Source organism: Duganella margarita (genome assembly GCF_009857535.1).
GTDB classification, from domain to species: domain Bacteria; phylum Pseudomonadota; class Gammaproteobacteria; order Burkholderiales; family Burkholderiaceae_D; genus Rugamonas; species Rugamonas margarita.
The window spans coordinates 169,012-186,092 of sequence record NZ_WWCS01000001.1 but is presented as its reverse complement, the minus strand read 5'-3'; the positions used below and the strand labels follow the sequence as shown (position 1 = coordinate 186,092).

Below are 17,081 nucleotides of genomic sequence, written 5' to 3'. Positions count from 1 at the left end.
TTCAATACCCCAGTGTGCGGTCAACCACGCCGGCGACTGGCTCGCCGGCTTCGGTCTTGCGGATGTTGTCGGCGATCTGCTGCACGCTCTCGCGGCGCAAGGTCAGCGCGGAGATGTGCGGCGTGATGGTGATGCGTGGCTCCTGCCAGAACGGATGCTGCGTCGGCAGGGGCTCGTTGCGGAACACGTCGAGCGTGGCGGCGGCGATGTGGCCGGACTTGATCAGCGTGATCAGGTCCGGTTCCGCGATGTGCGCGCCGCGCGCGACGTTGATGATGTACGCGCCTTGCGGCAGCTTGCCCATGTTGGTGCGGTCCATGATGTTGCTGGTCTCCGGCGTCAACGGCAGCATGCAGACCAGCACGCGGGTGCCGCGCAGGAAGGTGTCCAGGCCATCGGCGCCGTGGAAAGTCTGCACGCCGGGCACAGTCTTTTCAGTGCGGCTCCAGCCGCGCAGCGGAAAGCCGAACGGCGCCAGCGCCTCCAGCACGCGCGCACCCAGCACGCCCATGCCCAGCACGCCGATGGAGAAGTCTTCCTTGCGATGCTGCGGCAGCGGCGCCCACTGGCCGGCGCGCGCCTGCGTTTCGTATTCGTCGAAACGGCGGAAGTAGCGCAGCGCGGCGTGCGTGACGTATTCGGCCATCTGGATCGCCATGCCGGCATCTTCCAGGCGGATGATGGGGATCTGCTGCGGCAGCGCATCGCCGAACTTCAGCAGCGCGTCGACGCCGGCGCCGGTGATGAAGATGGCCTTGACGGTGGCCAGTTCGGCCAGCATCGCTTCCGGCGGCGACCACACCACGGCGTAGTCGCAGGCCTGGCATTTTTCGCCGGCGTGCCAGATTTCGATTTCGGCATCCGGCAGGTATTTGGCGAAGTCCTTGATCCACGGCTCGGTCTTGCCGTCGGCACGGTGTAGCAGGATGCGCATGGTGGTTCTCCTTTATGCCGCCTTGAAGGCCAGCAGCGGTGCGCCGTCTGCGACCTGGTCGCCGACGTTGTAGAGGATGTCGTCGATCACGCCGTCGTGCGGCGCGGCGATGGTGTGCTCCATTTTCATGGCTTCCATGATGACCAGGGCGGCGCCTTTTTTCACTTCCTGTCCCTTGGCGGCGAGGACGGCGACCACTTTGCCGGGCATCGGCGCGGTGAGGCGGCCGCCTTCGGCTTCGGTTTCGCCGGCGTGGGCCATCGGATCGTTCCAGGTCAGCTGGTAGTGGGCGCCGTTGCTGAAGACGTGGAAGGTGTCGCCCTCGCGCAGCACTGTGCCGCGCGCGGCTTGATCGCCGGTGCTGAACTGCCGGCCGTCAGGTCCGTAGGTGACGCTGATGTCGTAGCTCGCATGCTCGTCGGCGAAGGACAGCTTGCGGCTGTAGGTCTGGTTCATGCGCCAGCCGTTGGCCTGGGCCCATGGCTCGGTGCTGCGCGCTTGTTCGGCATCGAGCAGTGCTTCCGCCGCCAGCGTGAGGGCGCTGTCCGGCGTAGGTTGCGCGGCCGGGAACAGCGTGTCGTGATTGCGTTCAATCAGGCCGGTATCCAGATCGGCGCTGGAGAAAGCCTGCCCTTCCACGAGGCGCTTGAGGAAGGCGATATTGCTGGCCAGGCCGACGATCTGGTACTGCGCCAGCGCTTGCGCCATGCGGGCCAGCGCCTGCTTGCGGTCCGCGCCCCAGACGATCAGTTTGGCGATCATCGGGTCGTAGAACGGCGAGATGGCGTCGCCCTCGCGCACGCCGGAGTCGATGCGCACAGCGGCAGGAGTAGCTGTCACGCCGCCAAGATCGAACGAGACGGCGTCCGGCGTGCCGAGATGGCGCAGCGTGCCGATCGACGGCAGGAAGCCCTTCTCCGGATTTTCGGCGTAGATGCGCGCTTCGATGGCGTGGCCGTTGATGACCAGTTCATGCTGCTGTTTCGGCAGCGGCTCGCCGGCGGCGACGCGCAGCTGCCATTCCACCAGATCGGTCCCGGTAATCATCTCGGTTACCGGATGTTCCACCTGCAGGCGGGTGTTCATCTCCATGAAATAGAAGCTGCCGTCCTGGTTGGCGATGAATTCCACCGTGCCGGCGCCGACGTAGCCCACGGCGCGCGCCGCAGCCACCGCCGCTTCGCCCATCGCCGCGCGGCGTTCGGCCGGCATGCCGGGCGCCGGCGCTTCTTCCAGCACTTTCTGGTGACGGCGCTGCACCGAGCAATCGCGCTCGAACAGGTAGATGCAATTGCCGAGCGTATCGGCAAACACCTGGATTTCAATGTGACGCGGGCGCTGGAGGTATTTCTCCGCCAGCACCTTGTCGTCACCAAAAGAACTGATCGCCTCGCGCTTGCAGGACGCCAGCGCATCCTTGAACTGCGCCGAGTTCTCCACCACGCGCATGCCCTTGCCGCCGCCGCCGGCCGACGCCTTCAGCAGCACCGGGTAGCCGATGCTGTCGGCCTGCGTGTGCAGGAAGTCGGCGTCCTGCTGCTCGCCGTGATAGCCGGGCACCAGCGGCACCTTGGCCTTCTCCATCAGCTGCTTGGCAGCGGACTTGGAGCCCATCGCGCGCATGGCCGATGCCGGCGGCCCAATGAACACCAGGCCCGCTTCGGCGCAGGCGTCCGCAAACTCGGCGTTCTCGGACAGGAAGCCGTAGCCGGGATGGATGGCTTGCGCGCCGGTGGCCTTGGCGGCGGCGATGATCTTGTCGCCGCGCAGATAGCTTTCCTTGGCGGCGGCAGGGCCGATCAGCACCGCTTCGTCGCACACGGCGACGTGCTTGGCGTTGGCGTCCGCTTCCGAATACACGGCGACGGTTTTAATGCCCATGCGGCGCGCGGTAGCGGCCACACGGCAGGCAATTTCACCACGATTGGCGATCAGAATTTTTGTAAACATCGTCTCTCTCTTTACGGCTTATGGCCGGAAGTTTTTTATAATCGCGATGCGTCATTCCCGCGCAGGCGGGAATCCATGCTGAGTATGGACTCCTGCTTGCGCAGGAGTGACGGTTAGCAGCCGCAACTCTCCTTTTGTACCGAATCCAATACGGCGCCGCGGGTTTTCAGGCCCAGTTTTTCCAGCAGCGCGCGGTCGTCGTTGGCTTCCGGGTTATCGGTGGTCAGCAGCTTGTCGCCGTAGAAGATCGAATTGGCGCCGGCCATGAAGCACATGGCTTGCACGGCTTCGCCCAGTTCGCGGCGGCCAGCCGACAGACGCACGCGCGCTTTCGGCATGGTGATGCGCGCTACGGCGATGGTGCGGACGAATTCCAGCGGGTCCAGCTTGTCCTGGCCGAACAGCGGCGTGCCTTCCACCTGCACCAGATGGTTGATCGGCACCGATTCCGGATACGGATTCAGGTTCGCTAGTTGGGCGATCAGGCCGGCGCGCTGGTCGCGCGATTCGCCCATGCCGACGATGCCGCCGCAGCAGACCTTCAGGCCCGCTTCGCGCACGTGGCCCAGCGTGTCCAGGCGGTCCTGGTATTCGCGGGTGGAGATCACGTTGTCATAGAACTCAGGCGCGGTGTCCAGATTGTGGTTGTAGTAATCGAGGCCGGCGTCTTTCAGGCGCTGCGCCTGGTGTTCTTCCAGCATGCCCAGCGTAGCGCAGGTTTCCAGGCCCAGGGCTTTCACCGAGCGCACCATCTCTTCAACCTTGTCCATGTCGCGGTCTTTCGGGCTGCGCCAGGCGGCGCCCATGCAGAAGCGGGTGGCGCCGTTGTCCTTGGCCTGTTGGGCCGCATCCAGCACGGTGTCGATGTCGAGGATCTTCTTGGCTTCGACGCCGGTGTCGTAGCGCGCCGCCTGCGGGCAGTAGCCGCAGTCTTCTTCGCAGCCGCCGGTTTTGATCGACAGCAGCGTGGCCAGTTCGACGTCGCCGTCCGGGAAGTTGGCGCGCTGCGTTTGCTGCGCGCGGAACATCAGCTCATTGAACGGCAATTCGTACAGCGCCAGTACTTCTTCGCGCGGCCAAGTGGTGGCGGCGGGCACGATGGGCGCCGTCGGGCGGTGCAGGGAAACGACTTTCGGTTCCTGGAGGGTAGTTTCAGACATCGGTTTTCCTTCTTCGTTCAAATTGCAGTTTGCAGCGGCCAGTGCGGCAGCTGCGTAAAATCGATATGGGCGGCGGCCGCTTCGGCGGTTGGCTGGTCCAGGCGTGGCACGCGGCCCAGCAGCGGCGCCGGAATGCGCTGCGCCAGTGCGGCCACGTTTTCGTCGGCGAAGGCCATGTCGGCCTGGGTTTCATTGGCCACCCAGCCAGCCAGCTTCAGGCCGCGCGACAGGATGGCTTCCACCGTCAGCAGCGCGTGGCTGATGCAGCCGAGGCGCAGGCCCACCACCAGCACCACCGGCAGTTCCAGCTGCTCGGCCAGGTCGGCGGTGTCGAATTCGTCGTTCAGCGGCACGATGAAGCCCCCTACGCCTTCCACCACCACCGCATCCGAGGCGGCGTTGATTTCCACGTAGGCCGCCAGGATCGGCACCGGCGAAATGGTCACGCCCTCCAGCGCGGCGGCGATATGCGGCGCGGCCGGTTCCTTCAACAGGAAAGGCGTGGTGATCGACGGCAGCAGATGGACATTACCGGCGGCGGCCAGCTGGTCGCAATCGTCGTTGTGCCATTTGCCGTCCGCACCGAGTTCCGCGCCGGCCGCCACCGGCTTCATGCCGCATGCGCGCACGCCGGCTTGCACCAGCGCGTGCAGCATGGCGGAGGAAACCAGCGTCTTGCCGATTTCAGTATCGGTGCCGGTGACGAAGCAGTTGAAGCGCGGCGGCAGGCCGCTGGCAGCTGCCGCCGGTTGCGTTTGAGGAGCGACTGCCAACACAGGATCGTCCAAGCTCATCTCAGGTCCTTTCCAATGCCAACGCATTAAGCGCGGTGATTAAGGTTGCCACTTCCTGGCGGGTATGCCCGGCCGAGAGGGTGACGCGCAAGCGCGCGGTGCCCGGGGCCACCGTCGGCGGACGGATCGCCCCCACCCACAGTCCCTGTTCGTACAGGGCGGCGCCGGCGCGCATGGTTTCAGCATTATCGCCGATCAGGATAGGCTGGATCGCAGTCTTTGAGGGCAGGCGCTGCCAGCGCTCCAAGCGCAGGCCATCGTCCAATTGTGCCACCAATGCCTGCAGGTTGGCGCGCCGTGTGATGCCTTCGTCGCCTTCCAGCAGATCGAGGCTGGTCAGCAGCGCGTGCGCCAGCGCCGGCGGCGTGGCGGTGGTGAAGATATAAGGGCGGGCCTTCTGGATCAGCGTTTCGATCACCGTTTCATGCGCGGCGACGAAAGCGCCGCCGACGCCGGCCGCCTTGCCCAGGGTGCCCATGTAGACCAGATTGGGCGACCGCAGGTTGAAGTGTTCCAGCACGCCGTGGCCTTGCGCACCGAGCGCGCCGAAGCCGTGGGCGTCGTCCACCACCAGCCAGGCACCGTACTGTTCGCACAGGGCCAGTAGCTGCGGCAGCGGCGCCAGGTTGCCGTCCATGCTGAACACACTGTCCGTCACGACGACCTTGGTAGCGGCCTTGCTGGCCTTGAGCAGTACTTCCAGCGCCGCCAGGTCGGCGTGCGGGTAGACCTGCGTTTTGGCGCGGGACAGCCGGGCGCCGTCGATCAGCGAGGCGTGATTCAGCTCTTCCGAGAAGATCTCGGCCTGCCTGTCGCCGGCGGTGAGGCCGGTGATGACAGCCAGGTTGGCCATGTAGCCCGTGCAGAAACTGATGGCGCGCGGTGCTTCCAGATGGTCGCCGACGAATTGCGCCAGACGTTCTTCCAGCATGGCGTGGGCGCGGATATGGCCGCTGATCAGGTGCGAGGCGCCGCTGCCAACGCCGTAGATCGCCGCGCCTTCCTGCAGCGCGAGCTTGATCTTGCGGTGGTTGGCCAGGCCAAGGTAGTCGTTGCTGCAGAAGGCCAGCAGTTCGCGGCCCTCCACGCGCACGCGCGGGCCGCAGGGCGAGTCGACCGTGCGGCGCTTGCGGATCAGCTGCTGCTCGTCCAGCGTTTGCAGCTGCTGCCTGAGTTGATTCAGCAGTTCCATCGTCAGCCCGCCATGACCTGGTTGAATACGGCCAGCGTGTTGGCGGCCAGGCCGTCGATTTCCTCGTCGCTGAGGATATACGGCGGCATCATGTAGACAGTGGAACCGATGGGACGCATCAGCAGTTCGTGTTCGGTGGCGCTGGCGAAGAAGCGGCGCGAGAAGTCTGCCGGCGCGTCGATGGCGTCGAACGCCCAGATCATGCCGCGCTGGCGGAAGTTGCGCACCTGTTCGTGCTGCGCCAGCGGTTGCAGTGCGGCGGTCAGGCGCGCCGCCTTGATCTTGTTGGTGTTCAGTACATCGTCTTCTTCAAAGATGTGCAGCGTCGCCAGCGCGGCGCGGCAGGCCAGCGGGTTGCCGGTGTACGAGTGCGAGTGCAGGAAGCCGCGCGTGACGTCGTTGCTGTAGAAGGCCTGGTAGATTTTATCGCGCGTCATTACCAGCGACAACGGCAGGTAGCCGCCGCTGATGCCCTTCGACAGGCACAGGAAGTCCGGCCATACGGCGGCCTGTTCGCAGGCGAAGAATGTGCCGGTGCGGCCGCAGCCGACGGCGATTTCGTCGAGGATCAGGTGGACGTTGTGCTTGTCGCACAGTGCGCGCACCAGTTGCAGGTAGAGCGGATCGTGCATCGCCATGCCGGTGGCGCATTGCACCAGCGGCTCGATGATGATGGCGGCGATTTTGTCGGCGCGTTCGGTGAACAGGCGCTCGACATCGGCGGCGGCGCGGCGGGCGACGTCCTGCGCCGTCTCGCCGTCGGCGGCCTGGCGCGCGTCCGGCGACATCACGGTCTGCGAGGCGCGCAGCAGCGGTCCGTAGGCGTCCTTGAACAGCGCGACGTCGGTGACGGCCAGCGCGCCGATGGTCTCGCCGTGATAGCTGCCTTTGAGGCAGACGAATTCCTGCTTGTCCGCGTGACCGTTGTTGCGCCACGAGTGGAAGCTCATTTTGAGCGCGATTTCCACGGCGGAGGCGCCGTCGCTGGCGTAGAAGCTGTGGCCCAGCACATGGCCGGTCAGCGCCGACAGTTTTTCCGACAGCTCGATCACCGGTTCGTGCGTGAAGCCGGCCAGCATGGCGTGTTCCAGCGTATCCAGCTGGTCCTTCAGCGCGGCGTTGATGCGGGGGTTGGCGTGGCCGAACAGGTTCACCCACCAGGAGCTGATCGCATCCAGGTAGCGGCGGCCTTCATGGTCGTACAGCCACGCGCCCTTGCCGCGGCTGACCGGGATCAAGGGAATGGTTTCGTGATGCTGCATCTGGGTGCACGGATGCCATACGCTGCGCAAGCTGCGTGCTACCCAGTCGCTTTGTTTATTCAATTCCAAAACTGCTCCTATCGCGTCATTCCCGCGCAGGCGGGAATCCATGCTGAGGACGCGCTCACACTCAGCATGGATCCCCGCCTGCGCGCGTACGACGAAGTTAACTAATCAACCAGGCGGGCTTGCGCTTCTCCAGAAACGACGCCACGCCTTCGCGCCCCTGGTCGGAGGCGCGGATTTGTGCGATGCGCTCGGCGGTATCGGCCAGCAGCGCATCGTTGACGGGTTGCCCGGCCACGTCGCGCACCAGCACTTTGGCTTGCCGCACGGCGTTCGGGCTGTTATTGACCAACGCCTTGACGATCTCCGTCACCCTGGCGTCGAGCGTCTCCGTACTCACTACTTCGTGGGCGAAGCCGATGCGCAGCGCTTCCCGCGCGCCGAAACGTTCGGCGGTCAGGAAGTAGCGGCGCGAGGCATTCTCGCCCATGGCCTTGATCACATACGGCGAAATCGTCGCCGGGATCAGGCCCAGTTTTACTTCGCTCAGGCAGAAATTCGCCTCTTCCACCGCGACGATGATGTCACATGCGGCCACCAGGCCCATGCCGCCGGCGTAGCAGTCACCCTGCACCTTGGCCACCACCGGTTTCGGGCAGAGGTAAATGGTGCGCAGCATTTCCGCCAGTTGCAGCGCGTCGGCGTGGTTTTCGGCGTGCGTGTAGCCCGCCATTTTCTTCATCCAGTTCAGGTCCGCGCCGGCGCAGAAGGCCGGGCCATTCGCCGCCAGCACGATCGCGCGCAGCGCGTCATCTTCACCGAGTTCGCTGAAGGCCTGCTTAATTTCGGCGATGGTGGTTTCGTTGAAGGCGTTGCGCACGTCCGGACGGTTCAGGGTTACCGTGGCGACGCGGTCTTCGCGCGTGATGGTCAAGGTTTCAAAGGCCATGCTCAATCCTTGGTTTTAACTTCGGTCGGCATGCCGACGGATTTCAGGAAGCGTTCCGTGTCCGGCCACCAGATCGGTACGCCGTCCGGGCTGGCGCTCATGCCATGCGCGTCTTTTTTGAACGGGCCATACGCCACCAGCTGCGCTTTGCCGCCGGCGCCGGTGTAGGCCTGGTACATCTCCGACGCCAGCTGCGGGCCGAAGTGGGTATCGTTGGCGCCGTAGAACCAGATGCTCGGCACCTTGGTGGTCGCCCCCCATTGCCTGAAGGCGTCCACCAGCGCGCCTTGCCAGTCGCAGTGCGAACGGCTGTTGACGCCACCGGCGAAGTTGATGATGCCGCGCACGCCATGGATCTCATGGCTGCCGGCGGCGATGGCGGTCAGTCCGCCGTGCGACTGGCCGGCGAGGATCACGTGATCCTGGTCCGCCCATGGCTGCTTCATCACATACTGCATGGCGAAGAACAGCGAGTTGGCTTGCTGCTCGCCGTTTTCCTTGGCTTCGCAGTGCGAGTTGACATAGGTGCCGCCCGATCCCGCAAAGCCCATGCGCATCGGGATCACCACCGCGTAGCCGCGCTTGACGAATTCCTGGCTGACGACCGGGAAGGTGGCGCGCTTCTGCAAATGCGCGTCGCCGCCGTCCTTACCGTGATTCATGAACAGCACCGGGAACGGGCCGGCTCCCGGCGGCTTGTAGATGGTGGTTTGCAGCGTGATCTGCGCGCCGCCGATGTTGGCGGGAACCGCCACGACCTGTTCAGGCAACATCATCATGATCACATCCGGAAGACACCGAATTTGGTGTCTTCAATTTCCGCGTTCATTGCGGCGGACAGGCCGAGGCCCAGCACCATGCGCGTATCGGCGGGATCGATCACGCCATCGTCCCACAGGCGCGCGGTGGCGTAGTAAGGGTGGCCCTGATGTTCGTATTGTTCCTTGATCGGCTGCTTGAAAGCGGCTTCCTCTTCCGCCGACCATATGCCGCCCTTGCCCTCGATGCCGTCGCGTTTCACGGTGGCCAGCACCGATGCCGCCTGGTCGCCGCCCATCACCGAAATGCGGGCATTAGGCCACATCCACATGAAGCGCGGCGAGAAGGCGCGGCCGCACATGCCGTAGTTGCCGGCGCCGAAGCTGCCGCCGATGATGACGGTGAACTTGGGCACTGCGGCTGTTGCCACCGCCGTCACCATCTTGGCGCCGTTGCGGGCGATGCCTTCGTTTTCGTATTTGCGGCCGACCATGAAGCCGGTGATATTTTGCAGGAACACCAGCGGGATCTTGCGCTGCGCGCACAGCTCGATGAAGTGCGCGCCTTTCAGCGCCGATTCCGAGAACAGGATGCCGTTGTTGGCGATGATGCCGACCTTCATGCCGAAGATGTGGGCGAAGCCGCACACCAGCGTGGTGCCGTAGCGCGCCTTGAATTCATCGAACTCGCTGCCGTCGACGATGCGGGCGATGACTTCGCGCACGTCGAACGGCTTGCGGGTATCGACCGGGATCACGCCATACAGCTCGGAAGCGGCGTACGTGGGTTCCACCGCCTCGCGCAAGGCGCCCTGCTGCGGCTTGGTTCGGTTCAGATTGGAGACGATGGTGCGCGCCAGCGACAGCGCATGCAAATCGTTCTGCGCCAGATGGTCGGCCACGCCGGACAGGCGCGTGTGCACATCGCCGCCGCCCAGGTCTTCCGCCGTTACCACTTCGCCGGTGGCGGCCTTCACCAGCGGCGGGCCGCCGAGGAAGATGGTGCCCTGTTCCTTGACGATGATGGATTCGTCGCTCATCGCCGGCACGTAGGCGCCGCCGGCAGTGCAGGAACCCATCACCACGGCGATTTGCGGGATGCCCTTGGCCGACAGGTTGGCCTGGTTGTAGAAGATGCGGCCGAAGTGGTCGCGGTCCGGGAAGACGTCATCCTGGTTGGGCAGATTGGCACCGCCGGAGTCCACCAGGTAGATGCACGGCAGGTTGTTCTGGTCGGCGATTTCCTGTGCGCGCAGGTGCTTCTTGACCGTCATCGGGTAGTAGGTGCCGCCTTTGACGGTGGCGTCGTTACAGACGATCACGCACTCCTGGCCGGCCACGCGGCCGATGCCGGTGATGATGCCGGCCGACGGTGCGGCGTCGTCGTACATGGCGTATGCCGCCATCTGCGACAGTTCGAGGAAGGGCGTACCGGGATCGAGCAGCATCTGCACGCGGTCGCGCGGCAGCAGCTTGCCACGGGCGACGTGCTTGGCCGAAGCCGCTTCGCCGCCGCCGACCGCGATTTTGGCGACCTTGTCGCGCAAATCGTCGACGACGGCCTGCATGGCGGCGGCGTTGGCCTTGAAATCCTCGCTACGAGGGTTGAGCTTGCTTTCGATGTGCGGCATGGCTTTTCCTTTGTCTGTCTATTCTGGAAAACTACCGTCAACGTAAAACCAGCGCAGGTCTCCTCCTTCTGCCGGTTCGCGTACAAAGTTGCTGATCTCGTGCAGGCGCTGGGCCCGGCCGTTGATCTTGAACCGGGCGACGAATTCCACCGTATCCTGGGTGAGGTCGGCTTCATTTGCTTTACGTTGACGTAAACGTAAAGCAGATTTTACCTCAAGTCCCAGCCATTGCACCTTTTCCTCGTCGCTCATGATGGGCTCGATTGGACGGGTGCTGGCGTGCCAGGTGGCCAGCAGGTAGGGCTCGTTGCGCTGGCCGTAGGCGGTATAGCGCGAGCGCATCAGGGCCTCGGCGCTGGGTGCGATGGCGGTCCCGGCGATGTACGGGCCGCAGCAGGTGGCAAGCGACGGGCCGCCGCAGGGGCAGCCGGCAGGCGCGATGGACTTCTTGGACATGGTCGGAAACAGTCTGGGCTGGTGGTGCGAACCCCGCATTATCCGCCAAATAGGCGCATTCCGCCGGGTCCGCCGTTACGCTACTTGTAGAAATATTGTTGCTTCACACCGCACGCGGCGCACACCGTTTTCCGCATCGCTATTACACTAGTGCAGTGAGGAGAATTGAATGAGCCAGACCAGTTTTGAATTCAAGGCGGATGCCAACGACAGTTCGCCGTTGTACATGCAAATTGCGCGCAAGTTGAGCGACGATGTCCTCAATGGCCGCTACCAGGTCGATCAGGCGCTGCCGTCGGAACGCACTTTGTCGGAGCTGTTGAACGTGTCGCGGGTGACCGCCCGCAAGGCCATCGACCAGCTGGTGGACCAGGGACTGGTGGTGCGCCGTCGCGGTTCCGGCAATTATATTGCGCCGCGCATCGAGCAGCCGCTGTCCAACCTCACCAGTTTTTCGGAACAGTTGCAGCAGCGCGGCCATATTCCCGGTTCGCGCTGGCTCAAGCGCGCCATCGTCGCGCCGACGCCGGAAGAACAGCTGAGCCTGGGGCTGTCGCCGTATTCCAAGGTGGCGCGGCTGGAACGGCTGCGCTTGGCCGATGACGTGGTCATGGCGTACGAGGTGTCGGTGTTGCCGCAGACGGTGCTGAACGACCCGAATGCAGTCGGCAACTCGCTGTATCAGTATCTGGACAGCATCAACAAATCGCCGGCGCGGGCCTTGCAGCACATTCGCGCGATGAATGCGTCGGCCGACTTGGCGGCGCAGCTGGGCGTGCCGGAAGGTCAGGCGCTGCTGTACATCACCCGGATTGCCTATCTGGAAACCGGCGAAGCGATGGAACTGACCCATTCATATTGTCATAGCGATCACTACGATTTCGTCGCGGAGATGCGCCGCGCTACTTAAATCCATGCTCAAGACCGAGACGCCGAGTACGCAGCATCCCCAGTTGGACCTCTACCCGGTGGAGGCCCTGGTCGATGCCTTGGTCGACGACCAGGCGCTGGCGGCGCAGGCCGTGAAGGCGGTGTCGGCCAGCATCTGCAAGGCGGTGACGGCGATGACGCCACGCGTGGCGGCCGGCGGACGGCTGGTGTATGTGGGCGCCGGCACCTCGGGCCGGCTGGGCATTCTGGACAGCGTGGAGCTGTCACCGACGTTTTCCTGGCCGCCGGAGCGGGCCATGGCGCTGCTGGCCGGCGGCCTGGGCGCGATGTTCCAGGCGGTCGAAGGGGCGGAAGATGACCGCAACAAGGGAGCGTCCGACCTGCGGCTGCTCTATCCCAATTACAACGATGTGATTCTGCTGGTGGCGGCGTCCGGCACCACGCCGTACGTGCTGGGCGCGTTGCAGGCGGCGCGCACGGTGGGCGCGCTGACGGTCGGCATCGCCAACAATCCCGGCACGCCGCTGCTCGGCGGTGCCGACATCGGCATCTGCCTGGATACCGGTGCGGAAGTCATCTCCGGCAGCACCCGGCTCAAGGCCGGCACGGCGCAAAAGATCCTGCTCAACACGCTGTCGAGCGCGCTGATGGTGCGGCTGCACAAAGTCTACGGCAACCTGATGGTCGACCTGCATCCGACCAACATCAAGCTGGTGGAGCGCGCCGTTCACCTGACCATGCACGCCACCGGCGCCACCGAAGCCGCCGCGCGCGCTGCGTTGGAGCAAAGCCACTTCCACGTCAAAACCGCCATCGTCGTCCTGCTAAAGCACCTCCCCGCCGACCAGGCGCAAGCCCTGCTGGACGCCACCGACGGCAACCTCCGCACCGCGCTAGACTAAAACCTCCGGATTAGACGCGATACTGGGTGTTGATGAGGTAGATCTGGAAAACCATCGAGGCGGTGGCGATCAGCATGGCGTTGGCCGCCCAGAGCTTGCCGAGGCCGCTGGCGCCGGGCTGGGTGCGCAGCTTGTTGCGCCAGGCGCGGAAGCCGAGGTAGATGGTCACGGGGCCCAGGATGAACGGCGTGATCATCAGAAAAATCAGCGGGTAGGACAGCAGAATCAGCAAATACGTCAGCAGGTACATGATTTGGTTGCGTTCTGTGGAAGGTAACCGTATCGTACCTGCGATGAAAATAACCAGTCGCAACGCAAATCCCTGGACCTGGGTGCCCAGCGTGTCCTTCAGCCAGGGCGTGCCGTACGTCGCCGTGATGCTGCTGTCGACCGTGATGTACAAGAACCTCGGCATCTCGAACGCCGATCTGGCGTTTTACACCGCCTGGCTGTACCTGCCGTGGGTGGTCAAGCCGCTGTGGTCGCCCATCGTGGAGATGTTCGGCACCAAGCGCCGCTGGACAGTGCTGATGCAATTGGTCGGCGGCGCCGGGCTGGCGGCGGTGGCGCTCACGCTGCACGCGCCCGATTTCTTTCGCTGGACGCTGGTGATCTTCTGGCTGATGGCATTCTCGTCCGCCACGCACGATATCGCTTCCGATGGTTTCTACATGCTCGGCTTGCCGACCCAGCGTCAGCAAGCCGCTTTCGTCGGCGTGCGCAGCGCGTTCTACAAGCTGGCGATGATCAGCGGGCAAGGCGGTCTGGTGTATCTCGCCGGCCAGCTGATGAAAGCCACCGGCGATCCGGTCCACGCCTGGTCGGTGGTGTTTGCGCTGATGGCGGTGCTGTTCCTGGCCTTGTGCGGCTATCACCAGCTGATGTTGCCGCGTCCAGGTGACGATCGTCGCCACACGGCCGGCGGCGCGCTGTGGCGGGATTTTGTCCATACTTTCCGCAGCTTTTTCCAGAAGCAGGAGATCGGCGTCACGCTCGGCTTCCTCTTGCTGTACCGCCTGGGTGAGGCGCAGTTGCTGAAGATGGCCGCGCCGTTCCTGCTCGATCCGCGCGCCAAGGGCGGTCTCGGCCTCAGCACCTCGGAATTCGGCCTGGTCTACGGCACCATCGGCGTGTGTGCGCTGGTGCTGGGCGGGCTGGCCGGCGGCGTGGTGGTGTCGCGTTTCGGCCTCAAGCGCGCGCTGATGCCAATGGTGGTCGTCATGCACGTGCCGGACCTGGTGTTTGTGTATCTGGCCACGGCCTTGCCGGATAATCTGGCGCTGGTGTCGCTGTGCCTGGCGGTGGAACAGTTCGGCTACGGTTTCGGCTTTGCCGCCTTTATGCTGTACATGGTGCTGGTGGCCGACGGCGAGCATAAAACCGCCCACTATGCGCTGTGCACCGGCTTCATGGCCCTCGGCATGATGTTGCCGGGCATGGTCAGCGGCTGGATCCAGCAACAGCTGGGCTATCAACAGTTCTTCATCTGGGCCTGTATTTCGACGTTGCCGGCGTTTGTGCTGGCCGCACGGGTGCGCATCCCGGCCGAATTTGGGCGGCAATAGCCATTACAATACGGTCTCAACTGATGCGGAGAGTGGTTTTGGTTTTTAATGCGAAGAAGCGGCTGACTTTGTCGGCTGGCGTGGCGGCTGGTCTGGCGGCGCTGCTTGATGGATGTTCCAGTACGCCGACTGCGCCCGTGCCGGACGCTGGCGTGACGACGCCTGCCCGCCCCGCAGTTCCGGCCCCGGCCGGATCGTTGCCGGCGCCGGGACCGGCGGTGGCTTTCGATCCCACTATGCCGCCGGCGGCGCCGCGTGAATTCCGCGCCGCCTGGGTGTCCACCGTCGCCAATATCGACTGGCCCAGCCGCAGCAACCTGAGCATGGCCAAGCAGCAAACCGAAGCCCTGGCCATTCTGGACCGCGCGCGGGCGCTGAATCTGAACGCCATCGTGCTGCAGGTGCGGCCAAGCGCCGATGCGATTTATCCGTCCGCGCTGGAGCCGTGGTCGGAATTCCTCACCGGCCAGCAGGGACGCGCGCCGGCGCAGCCGTGGGACCCGCTGCAATTCTGGATCGAACAGGCGCACGCGCGCGGGCTGGAACTGCATGCTTGGTTCAATCCCTACCGCGCGCGCCATGCCACCGCCAAGTCGCCACTGGCCGCCAACCATATCGGCCGCCGGCTGCCGGAGGTGATCAAGCCTTACGGCCGCTATCTGTGGATGGACCCGGGCGAAACGGCCGCCTCGCAGCACACGCTGGATGTGGTGCTGGACGTGGTGCGCCGCTACGATATCGACGGCGTGCATATCGACGATTACTTCTATCCGTATCCGATCGATACCCCGAATGCGGCCGGGCCGGAAGGCGTGGCGCTGGACGCCAGCACCAGCAGCGGCGGCAAGCAGGAACTGGAGTTCCCGGACCAGCTGTCATGGCAGCGTTACCTGCTGTCGGGCGGCACGCTGGACCGCGCGCACTGGCGCCGCCAGAACGTCAACGCGCTGATCGAAGCGATGTACCTCGGCATCCGCAAGGAGAAGTCGTGGGTGCGCTTCGGCATCAGCCCCTTCGGCATCGGCCGCCCGGACCGCCGGCCGGCCGGCATCGTCGGCTTCAGCCAGTACGACAAGCTGTACGCGGATGCGGAACTGTGGCTGGCCAACGGCTGGCTGGATTATCTGGCGCCGCAGCTGTATTGGCCGGTGGCGCAGGCGCCGCAGGCGTTCGATGTGCTGCTCGATTACTGGCTGGCGCAGAACACGCATGCGCGCCATGTGTGGCCTGGCCTGTACACCAGCCGCATCGACAACAGCGCCAAGGCGTTCGCGCCGGAGGAAATCGTCAAGCAGATTGGCGTCACGCGCAGCCGCAGCGGCGTGCGTGGCCACCTGCACTTTTCGATTGCGGCGCTGATGGAGAACCGCAAGGGCATCAGCGATCAACTGAAAACGCAGGCGTATCAAACCGCCGCGCTGACGCCGCCCACGCCGTGGCTGGGCAGCGATGCGCCGGCCGCACCGCAAGCGGCCGCGCGGCGCGATAGCAATGGCGTGGCGGTCAAGTTGTCCGCCGGCGCCGGCAAGCCGGTGGCGCATTATGCGATCTGGTCGCGCTACGGCAATGAGTGGCGCTTTGCAGTGGCGCCGGCATCGCGTCCGGTGCTGTTGCTGGCCGATGACGCGGCGGGTGCGGCGGCGCAGTCGGTGGTGGTCAGCGCGGTCGACCGCCTGGGCAACGAAAGCGAACGGGTACAGGTCTACACACGGAGCTGATGATGAGCGATCTCGGTCTGGGCATCGATGCCGGTGGCACGCAAACCCGTTGGGCCCTGGCCGATGCGGCGGGCGTGATTGTGGCCGAGGGCAGCGTGGGCGGCATGTCGGCCACGCAGATGAACAGCACCGCCGGCCGCGATGCGGTGCGCGGCATCTTCGCCATGCTGGCAACGCAGGTGCGGGCCGCCGGCCAGCCGCTGCGCGCCTGCGCCGGCCTGACCGGCTTTGACGGCGCCAGCACGCAGGTGACGCAATTGCTGGCGCAGGCGCTGAAGATCGCGCCGGCCGCCATCAGCATGCGCAACGACGTGGAGATCGCGTATCTGGACAGCTTTGCGCCGGGCGAGGGCTATCTGGTGTACGCCGGCACAGGCTCCATCGCCGCGTGGATCGACGCCGACGGCCAGTTTCACCGCGCCGGCGGCCGCGGCGTGACGCTGGATGACGGCGGCGGCGGATTCTGGATCGCGCGCGAAGCCATGCGGCATATCTGGCGGCTGGAGGATGAGCAGCCGGGCGCGTGGCAACAGTCGGCCATGGCGCGCGCGGTGTTTGATCAGATCGGCGGCAGCGACTGGGCCATGTCGCGCCAGTTCATCTACGGCCAGGATCGCGGCGCCATCGGCAGCCTGGCGCTGGCCGTCGCCGCCAGCGCGGATGCCGATCCGGTGGCGCGGTCGATTCTGGACAACGCTGGCCGCGAGCTGGCGCGCATTGCGCTGGCGCTGGTGGGCCGCTACGGCGCGCGTCCGATCACGCTGGGCGGAAGGGCGGCGCAGCTGCATCCGCTGATCGCGCAAAGCATGCGCGCCGCGCTGCCTGCGGCCTTGTCGCTGACGCAGCGCCATACGCTGGCGCACCACGCAGCGGCGCGGATTGCTCTACACTCCCCTGATTGAATCGATAGCCG

General features: G+C 65.0%; 16 protein-coding genes. 5 read left to right on the top strand and 11 right to left on the bottom strand.

Translation table 11 applies throughout. The features are described 5' to 3' along the window. Position 1: 1 nt before the first annotated feature. From GTP55_RS00840 to GTP55_RS00795, 10 genes are all read right to left on the bottom strand, one after another. Complete coding sequence (locus GTP55_RS00840; RefSeq protein WP_161043115.1) at positions 2-934, bottom strand: 2-hydroxyacid dehydrogenase; 933 nt, start codon at positions 932-934, stop codon at positions 2-4. A gap of 12 nt (positions 935-946) precedes the next feature. Continuing rightward, positions 947-2,884 (bottom strand): acetyl/propionyl/methylcrotonyl-CoA carboxylase subunit alpha, encoded by a 1,938-nt coding sequence (locus GTP55_RS00835; RefSeq protein ID WP_161043114.1) that lies wholly within the window; start codon positions 2,882-2,884, stop codon positions 947-949. A gap of 113 nt (positions 2,885-2,997) precedes the next feature. Further along, the gene (gene bioB, locus GTP55_RS00830) at positions 2,998-4,044 is read right to left on the bottom strand and encodes a biotin synthase BioB (protein ID WP_161043113.1); all 1,047 of its coding nucleotides are present in this window, start codon (positions 4,042-4,044) and stop codon (positions 2,998-3,000) included. Positions 4,045-4,061: 17 nt separating this feature from the next. Further along, positions 4,062-4,838 (bottom strand): dethiobiotin synthase, encoded by a 777-nt coding sequence (gene bioD, locus GTP55_RS00825; RefSeq protein ID WP_161043112.1) that lies wholly within the window; start codon positions 4,836-4,838, stop codon positions 4,062-4,064. Position 4,839: 1 nt separating this feature from the next. Beyond that, positions 4,840-6,030 carry an 8-amino-7-oxononanoate synthase gene (bioF, locus tag GTP55_RS00820; protein WP_161043111.1) on the bottom strand — a complete coding sequence of 397 codons (1,191 nt, stop codon included), beginning with the start codon at positions 6,028-6,030 and terminating at the stop codon, positions 4,840-4,842. Between the two features lie 2 nt (positions 6,031-6,032). After that, positions 6,033-7,361 carry an adenosylmethionine--8-amino-7-oxononanoate transaminase gene (bioA, locus tag GTP55_RS00815; protein ID WP_161043110.1) on the bottom strand — a complete coding sequence of 443 codons (1,329 nt, stop codon included), beginning with the start codon at positions 7,359-7,361 and terminating at the stop codon, positions 6,033-6,035. Positions 7,362-7,458: 97 nt separating this feature from the next. After that, complete coding sequence (locus tag GTP55_RS00810; protein ID WP_161043109.1) at positions 7,459-8,247, bottom strand: enoyl-CoA hydratase/isomerase family protein; 789 nt, start codon at positions 8,245-8,247, stop codon at positions 7,459-7,461. A 2-nt stretch (positions 8,248-8,249) separates the two neighbouring features. After that, positions 8,250-9,026, bottom strand: a complete 777-nt coding sequence (locus GTP55_RS00805) for a dienelactone hydrolase family protein (RefSeq protein ID WP_161043108.1) — start codon at positions 9,024-9,026, stop codon at positions 8,250-8,252. Positions 9,027-9,028: 2 nt separating this feature from the next. Further along, complete coding sequence (locus tag GTP55_RS00800) at positions 9,029-10,636, bottom strand: carboxyl transferase domain-containing protein (RefSeq protein ID WP_161043107.1); 1,608 nt, start codon at positions 10,634-10,636, stop codon at positions 9,029-9,031. Positions 10,637-10,654: 18 nt separating this feature from the next. Then, a complete protein-coding gene (locus GTP55_RS00795) occupies positions 10,655-11,092 on the bottom strand; it encodes a YchJ family protein (RefSeq protein WP_161043106.1) in 438 nt (145 codons plus the stop codon). Between the two features lie 169 nt (positions 11,093-11,261). Between GTP55_RS00795 and GTP55_RS00790 the strand changes: the two genes are divergently transcribed. Continuing rightward, complete coding sequence (locus GTP55_RS00790) at positions 11,262-12,002, top strand: GntR family transcriptional regulator (protein WP_110845935.1); 741 nt, start codon at positions 11,262-11,264, stop codon at positions 12,000-12,002. 4 nt (positions 12,003-12,006) lie between these two features. Beyond that, on the top strand, positions 12,007-12,885 hold the full coding sequence (locus GTP55_RS00785; RefSeq protein ID WP_161043105.1) for an N-acetylmuramic acid 6-phosphate etherase: 879 nt from the start codon (positions 12,007-12,009) through the stop codon (positions 12,883-12,885). 10 nt (positions 12,886-12,895) lie between these two features. Here the strand turns inward: GTP55_RS00785 and GTP55_RS00780 are convergent, their stop codons facing one another. After that, positions 12,896-13,135 carry a hypothetical protein gene (locus GTP55_RS00780; protein ID WP_161043104.1) on the bottom strand — a complete coding sequence of 80 codons (240 nt, stop codon included), beginning with the start codon at positions 13,133-13,135 and terminating at the stop codon, positions 12,896-12,898. A 43-nt stretch (positions 13,136-13,178) separates the two neighbouring features. Here GTP55_RS00780 and GTP55_RS00775 point away from each other — a divergent pair, with 43 nt between their 5' ends. Genes GTP55_RS00775 through GTP55_RS00765 form a run of 3 tightly spaced genes read left to right on the top strand, consistent with a single transcriptional unit; the run spans position 13,179 to position 17,070 of the window. Then, on the top strand, positions 13,179-14,450 hold the full coding sequence (locus GTP55_RS00775) for an MFS transporter (RefSeq protein ID WP_161043103.1): 1,272 nt from the start codon (positions 13,179-13,181) through the stop codon (positions 14,448-14,450). Positions 14,451-14,473: 23 nt separating this feature from the next. After that, the gene (locus tag GTP55_RS00770) at positions 14,474-16,168 is read left to right on the top strand and encodes a glycoside hydrolase family 10-like protein (protein ID WP_202423419.1); all 1,695 of its coding nucleotides are present in this window, start codon (positions 14,474-14,476) and stop codon (positions 16,166-16,168) included. A 2-nt stretch (positions 16,169-16,170) separates the two neighbouring features. After that, positions 16,171-17,070: an N-acetylglucosamine kinase gene (locus tag GTP55_RS00765; RefSeq protein WP_161043101.1), complete on the top strand. Its 900-nt coding sequence runs from the start codon at positions 16,171-16,173 to the stop codon at positions 17,068-17,070. Positions 17,071-17,081: the final 11 nt, after the last annotated feature.